We start from the raw sequence: 6,711 nt of genomic DNA, 5'->3' as shown, positions 1-6,711 counted from the left end.
GTAGCCGATCCAGTCTGCCGGGGAGGGGAGATATGGAGCTGGACCTTTTGAGGAACAAGGGATGAGTGTTGAGGTGCGAATAAAATAAAGAAGATGCCCTTCAACAGTGACAGGTATCAGCTGTTAAAGAACACCCCTTTATTGCTATAGCTGGTTTGGCGGGTAGTTATAGCGTTTTGTTTTTTTTGAGCCGGAGATCATCAGTAGGATGGCTGCGATCAAATGTAGTATCCAGCCCACTACGGGAATCCAAGCCAGCAAAGAAGTGAGTACTCCCCATACAGAGCCGTAGATCGCTTCCTGATTACGTAACGACAGGATAAGTGTCACTGCATGCAGGACAAGCATGAATCCCAGCGCCGAGTAACCGGTCCCCATGACAATAGCTCCTCCCACAATCGGTACGGCAAGCACCAATTCGAATATACCTGATATCCACTTTAATATTCGAGAATAGCTCATCTTTAAACCTCCGTAGATAGTAGGTCTTTGTACTTGGATATATTCTAGCAGAAGGAGCTGGATTAATCTGCATTTTACCAGTATATGCAAAAAGTCCGATAATGCAACAAAGGAGGACCTCAAAGGTCCTCCATCGTAGGCGATACATTTTTAACAGGATACGATCTGTCCAATCACATCACGAAACTCGGTGTACTGACAAGCAATACCAGTGTTGAAAAGACAGTGTCCTCTTACACAAACCTAACGCTTCTAATGCCCGGAATGGATCTCCTAACAGTTTGTCCGGCTACGTAATCCAACGGAACCACACCTCTCTGTTGTACCGCCTAATCATAATATGGCCCGGATTCCGAAGAAATATACATTAATGAACGCGGGCTTTCGTTTTTTTCTTCCATTTGCGATTATGGTTGGTCGTCTCCGGAAAAGATTCGCCTCTTTCCAGTGTCACTTGCTGCGGGTTTTGAATTTCCGTATGAAAGCTTCTTTCTCCGACTTCCATATATACGCCGTCATTTGGTGCTTTGTCACCTGGCTCAAATTCGGTTTTTTCACCCATGAAAAATTTCCTCCTTTACTACATGGATTTGAACTGCAACGGTTATTGTGCGCCGATATGAGCAAAAACATCCGGGAACAAGCACACTGAATGTCAGAAAATCGAGTTCTTTCCTATATATAGATAAATATTAGTGTACATATAAAATCGTGAGGAATGGAATGTATGAAGATGATTTAGCTGATGTACAACACATGAACTCAATTGCAGGTTGCAATCAGCTGCTCGATTTGGTAAACTGTTTTAGTGCGAGTTTAGGCTCGTTCCTTGCTCTCAACCGAGATTGAGGGCCTTATGTCCATAAGGAGGTGTAAAGAATGCGCAAATATGAAGTGATGTACATTATTCGTCCTGACATTGAACAAGAAGCTGTTCAAGCGGCAGTCGATAAATTCCAAGGTATCATCTCCAACGGCGGTGGCGAAATTACGAGTCACGATGTAACTAAACGCCGTCTTGCGTATGAGATTAAGAAATTCCGTGATGGTTCTTTCGTTCTGGTAAACTTCACAGCAGAACCTGCTGTAGTTGCTGAGCTTGAGCGTCTCATGAAAATTTCTGACGAAGTAATTCGTTATCTCATTACGAACGACGTAGCTTAATTATTGTACGTGATTATGTAATGAACAACGCTCAAAGGAGGGGATTGGATTGTTGAACCGTGTCATTTTGATCGGTCGTTTGACCAAAGATCCGGAGCTGCGCTATACACCGTCTGGTGTAGCAGTAACCCAGTTCACCCTGGCTGTAGACCGTCCGTTTACGAGTCAAGGCGGCGAACGGGAAGCGGATTTCTTGCCGATCGTAACCTGGCGTCAGCTTGCTGAAACATGTGCTAACTATCTTCGCAAAGGTCGTTTAACGGCTGTTGAAGGCCGTGTTCAGGTACGTAATTATGAGAACAATGAAGGAAAACGTGTATACGTGACTGAAATTGTAGCTGATAATGTGCGTTTCCTGGAATCTAACCGCGATGGCGGTAACGGTGGCGGCAATAGCGGTGGAGCTGCGCGTGAGGAGTCTCCTTTCGGAGGCGGTAACAGCAATAGTGGACGCGGGAATAATAACTCGCGAAACAATCAGGATCCTTTTTCCGATGACGGAAAACCGATCGATATTTCGGATGATGATCTACCATTTTAATTGGGAAAGGACTGACAAAGAATGGGCTTCAGACAAAGAGAAGGCGGAGACGATAACAAAAGACCAGCTCGTCGTGGTGGTCGCAACAAACGTCGTAAAGTATGTTTCTTCACTGTGAACAAAATTACTCACATTGACTATAAAGATACAGACCTGCTTAAAAAATTCATCAGCGAACGTGGAAAAATTCTTCCTCGTCGTGTGACTGGAACAAGCGCGAAATATCAACGTATGTTGACAATCGCGGTTAAACGTTCCCGTCAAATCGCATTGCTTCCTTACACTACTGAATAGTAGTTTTATGGAAGAGAAAAAGAGGCGCTCCCGAAATCGGGAGCGTCTCTTTTATGATTTTTCTTATTGACAACAAGTCCCATGTATTGTAACTTACTAATAATACAATCCATGTTTAACCATTATGCTTAGCTCAGCTTTTCTAGTCGCATTTGTGATCGCATGTTCCCCCAACTCGCCAGAGCATACATTTAGATTTATGAAATGTTATTTTATATTACATGAAAACTAATAATACAGGTAATTTTTCGAAATAAAATTCATAAACTTTACAAAAATAGATAGTTTGCATTTTTACATTACACAAAAAAAGATATTGACGTGATATTAATTTACACTTAAGATAAGCCTTAATAAAAATATAATGGTTATCAGAGCCCTAAATTGACCAAAGGTCTAAAACACGTGTTTACGCTATCATTGGTAACGGTAAGGAGGATGCACAGAGTTCATTTTCAAGCCTCAAGCTTTAACGAATCAACGCAGGAAAGAGACAGGCTGTTAAATAAAAGAACCGACTAAGGGGGATGAATAGAATGGTGCAAACGAAGAAATGGGTTTCTTTGCTTATGGCGCTTACGATCGTTGGTGTTCTGTTTGCAGGATGTAGCGGAGGTGCTAATGAAGCACAGCCGGGCAATACGGATAATAAAACAGAGGGTAAAGAAAGCAGTGCACAAGTCACGGAGGGTGTTATTAAAGCAAGTGATCTGACGCAAAATCCGCCTGGTGCTACGAACCGGAAGGATAACATTGTGGTAGGTATGGTATCACCTAAAGGGGTATTTAACCCGTTGTTCTGGCAAACGACCTACGATCTATATGTAGTCAGAACCGTATTTGATTCTTTTTTACAGGTGAAAGCGGATGGTACATACGAAAATAGCTTGGCTGACAAGATTGATGTATCTCAGGATGGCTTGAAATACACGTTCCACCTGAAGCCAGGTGTGAAGTATAGTGACGGGACACCAGTAACGGTGAAGGATTATGCTTTTGTCCTGAAGGTACTGCATGATCCGAATTATGATGGAGAAACCGATATTCTGTCCTTCAAAATTAAAGGCGGCAAGGAATATCATGATGGCAAGGCGAATGATATCTCCGGTATCAAGGTCATTGATGATAATACGGTAGAGGTAACCGTTACAGAAGCAACAGCTTATACAAAGGATTTTCTGGGTGAGCAATACTTCATGCCAGAAGCTTATTACGGAAAAGGTTTCAAAAAGGGCAACCTGGACAGCATCAAGGCGCTTAATAATAAGCCAATCGGCTCCGGGCAGTATGTGTTGAAAAGCTTCTCCCCGGGTCAACAAGTCGTACTTGAAGCCAATCCAAACTACTTCAAGGGCGCACCGAAGGTAAAATCGGTTATTTTCAAAACCACGACAGACGAAACCAACTTGTCTATGCTGCAAACGGGTGAGACCGATATAGATAATGTTACGGTTACAGAAGATAACGTAGAGGAATTGAAGTCTCTGGGCTTCCTGGACGTGAATATTATGCCGACCAATGGCTACGGATATATTGCATTTAATCACAAAGAAAAGAAATTTCAGGACCCTAAGGTACGCCAAGCTCTGACCATCGGTTTGAACCGGAAGGAGATTGTGGAAGGGGTGTACGGTCCGTATGCGAATGTCATTAACATTCCACAGTCTACAGAAGCTTGGTCTTATACAGATGAAGGCATTAACAAATATGAGTTTGATACCACTAAAGCAAAGGCTTTGCTGGATGAGGCTGGCTGGAAGGTTGGAGCGGACGGTATCCGTGAGAAGGATGGTGAAAAGTTTACCATTAACTTCTCAGCGACTGCGGATAATCCAGTAGTAGAGGCCTTGCTGCCGATTATGTCCAACAACTACAAGGAACTGGGCATTAAGCTGAATTCTGAAACACTGGATTTTAACGCGATTATGGATAAAAAAGATACGGGCAAGTTCGATATGTTCTTTGCCGCCTGGGGATTGACACCTGATCCGGATACAACGGTCTATCTTACGAACGGCTCACAAAATGATGTTGGCTACTCCAACAAAAAGGTCGATGAGTTGACGATTGCGGGTAAAAAGGAATTGGATCAAGAGAAGCGTAAAGTGATTTATAAGGAGCTCTATCAAGAGCTGAACAAGGATTTGCCAGCCATTTTTATGTATCAGCGCAGAGATATGTGGCCAGTCAATGGACGTGTATCCGGCTTAGAAATTACACCATACAAAGATTTTGAATTCAGTCTGTATAACGCTCAGCTCGCTCAATAAGGGTTGCCAATCGTATGCTCAGCTCTCACGGGCTGGGCATATCACTTCTTTATTTGTCTGGAGGAATGATTATGAAGCAGTATATTATTCGAAGACTGCTGCAACTCATCCCCACACTCATTGGCATATCCATTATCGTATTTGCGATTTCAGCCATGGTGCCGGGTGATTATATTACAGCCAAGCAGAACCCGAATATGACCGCCGAAAAGGCACAGCAGCTACGACATATCTACGGGTTGGATAAGCCGGAGTACCAACGCTATTTTATATGGGCGGGTAATATGCTGAAGGGTAATATGGGGGATTCATTACAGCATAAGCAGCCGGTAACGAAGGTCATTGGCAATTATGTATGGAACTCTTTTATTATCGCTTTTTTCAGTCTTATTTTTAGCTGGCTGATTGCAGTTGTTGCCGGGGTATTTTCAGCCAAGTTCCAATACTCGTTATTCGATAAATTCGTCACGCTATTCATATTTTTGTGTATGTCGCTGCCGTCTTTCTTTATCGGTCTTTTGGTGATCAAAATATTTGCACTGGAATGGGGTATTTTCCCGGTTGGCGGCATGACAACAGCAGGGATGGAGCCGGGCTCATGGGCTTATATCGTGGATGTTCTCAAGCACATGTTCCTGCCAACGCTCGTCCTTACGATGCTGAGCACAGGCAGTCTAACCCGGTATTTCCGTACAGGTATGCTGGAGGTTATTCGTCAGGATTATATTCGTACCGCACGTGCTAAAGGCTTGAAGGAACGGACGGTTATTTTCAAGCATGCTTTGCGCAACGCACTGATTCCGGCTATCACGCTGCTCGGCTTTGAGCTTCCCGCCTTATTTGGCGGGGCGATGATTTTGGAGAAGGTGTTTGTGTGGCCGGGTGTGGGTCAGGTTTATCTGGAGTCGATCAGTATGCGTGATTATCCGTTTATGCTGGGCTTCACTATTTTCCTGGCGGTCCTTACGCTCATTGGTAATTTGCTCTCGGATGTATTGTATGGCATGGCAGATCCAAGAATTCGCTTGAAGTAGGAGGGATACTATTGCCCGCAGAAACAGTCACGATTGAAACCAATCAAAAGGCGGCGATCCGTCCTGAAGCGTCTCCATGGAGAATCGCCGTTCGCCGTTTTAACCAGAACCATTTGGCTTTAGCTGGACTCATTATATTGATCCTTATGGTGATCATTTGCATATTTGGGCCGATGATTTCACCTTATCATCTGGATGATTACAAGCTATCTGACAAAAATTTAGCCCCGAATGCCCAATACTGGCTCGGTACGGATAAGTTTGGCAGAGATATTTTGCTGCGTACAATGCTGGCTGGCCGTATTTCTTTGACGGTGGGGTTGGTGGCCACGTTTATTTCGGTCGTGATCGGTGCGACGTTGGGTGCACTGGCAGGATTCTATCGTAAAGGCGTGGATACGATCATTATGCGGATTGCCGATATTTTTATGGCATTGCCTACATTGCCGCTGTTGATTATTTTAGGTGCCGTTCTGTCCGATTTGAAGGTTGATCCAGCGAACCGGATTTATTTTCTAATGCTCATTATCGGGATCTTGAGCTGGACGAGCTTGTCCCGTCTGGTCAGGGGACAGATTCTTACGCTGCGTGAACAGGAGTTCATGCAAGCGACGGAAGCGCTCGGCTTGAGAGACCGCCGCAAAATATTCCGTCATCTGCTGCCGAATACGATTCCTACTATTATAGTTACAGCTACGCTCGGGGTGGCCGGGGCGATTATCACGGAGTCAGCGCTCAGTTATCTGGGGATCGGCGTTGTGCCGCCCACACCTTCGTGGGGAAATATGATTTCGGCTGCGAACAATCTGATCGACTTCCGCAAACGGCCTTGGATATGGGTTCCACCGGGAATGTGTATTTTAATTACGGTTGTAGCGATTAACCTGATTGGTGACGGTTTGCGCGATGCACTGGATCCTAAAATGAAGAAGTAGGAGACGAACGT

Annotated in this window: 8 protein-coding genes; 6 read left to right on the top strand and 2 right to left on the bottom strand. The window is 44.4% G+C overall.

Translation table 11 applies throughout. The features are described 5' to 3' along the window. Positions 1-144: 144 nt before the first annotated feature. Together QD47_RS22040 and QD47_RS22035 are read right to left on the bottom strand one after the other, a co-directional pair. Positions 145-462 carry a hypothetical protein gene (locus QD47_RS22040; RefSeq protein ID WP_044648141.1) on the bottom strand — a complete coding sequence of 106 codons (318 nt, stop codon included), beginning with the start codon at positions 460-462 and terminating at the stop codon, positions 145-147. 367 nt (positions 463-829) lie between these two features. Beyond that, on the bottom strand, positions 830-1,024 hold the full coding sequence (locus QD47_RS22035; RefSeq protein WP_044648140.1) for a YjzC family protein: 195 nt from the start codon (positions 1,022-1,024) through the stop codon (positions 830-832). 317 nt (positions 1,025-1,341) lie between these two features. On the opposite strand from QD47_RS22035, the gene rpsF reads away from it, so the two are divergent. The 6 genes from rpsF (at position 1,342) to opp4C (ending at position 6,700) form a co-directional block, all read left to right on the top strand. Continuing rightward, complete coding sequence (gene rpsF, locus QD47_RS22030) at positions 1,342-1,626, top strand: 30S ribosomal protein S6 (protein ID WP_044648139.1); 285 nt, start codon at positions 1,342-1,344, stop codon at positions 1,624-1,626. Positions 1,627-1,675: 49 nt separating this feature from the next. Next, positions 1,676-2,167, top strand: a complete 492-nt coding sequence (ssb, locus tag QD47_RS22025; protein ID WP_013312801.1) for a single-stranded DNA-binding protein — start codon at positions 1,676-1,678, stop codon at positions 2,165-2,167. 21 nt (positions 2,168-2,188) lie between these two features. Next, positions 2,189-2,461, top strand: a complete 273-nt coding sequence (gene rpsR, locus QD47_RS22020) for a 30S ribosomal protein S18 (protein WP_013312800.1) — start codon at positions 2,189-2,191, stop codon at positions 2,459-2,461. A 536-nt stretch (positions 2,462-2,997) separates the two neighbouring features. After that, positions 2,998-4,731, top strand: a complete 1,734-nt coding sequence (locus QD47_RS22015; RefSeq protein WP_044648138.1) for an ABC transporter substrate-binding protein — start codon at positions 2,998-3,000, stop codon at positions 4,729-4,731. A gap of 71 nt (positions 4,732-4,802) precedes the next feature. Beyond that, positions 4,803-5,765 (top strand): ABC transporter permease, encoded by a 963-nt coding sequence (locus tag QD47_RS22010; protein WP_044648137.1) that lies wholly within the window; start codon positions 4,803-4,805, stop codon positions 5,763-5,765. Positions 5,766-5,776: 11 nt separating this feature from the next. Further along, positions 5,777-6,700: an oligopeptide ABC transporter permease gene (gene opp4C, locus QD47_RS22005; protein WP_044648136.1), complete on the top strand. Its 924-nt coding sequence runs from the start codon at positions 5,777-5,779 to the stop codon at positions 6,698-6,700. Positions 6,701-6,711: the final 11 nt, after the last annotated feature.

Source organism: Paenibacillus terrae (assembly GCF_000943545.1).
Classification (GTDB): domain Bacteria; phylum Bacillota; class Bacilli; order Paenibacillales; family Paenibacillaceae; genus Paenibacillus; species Paenibacillus terrae_A.
This window is presented reverse-complemented; position numbering and strand designations above follow the sequence as displayed.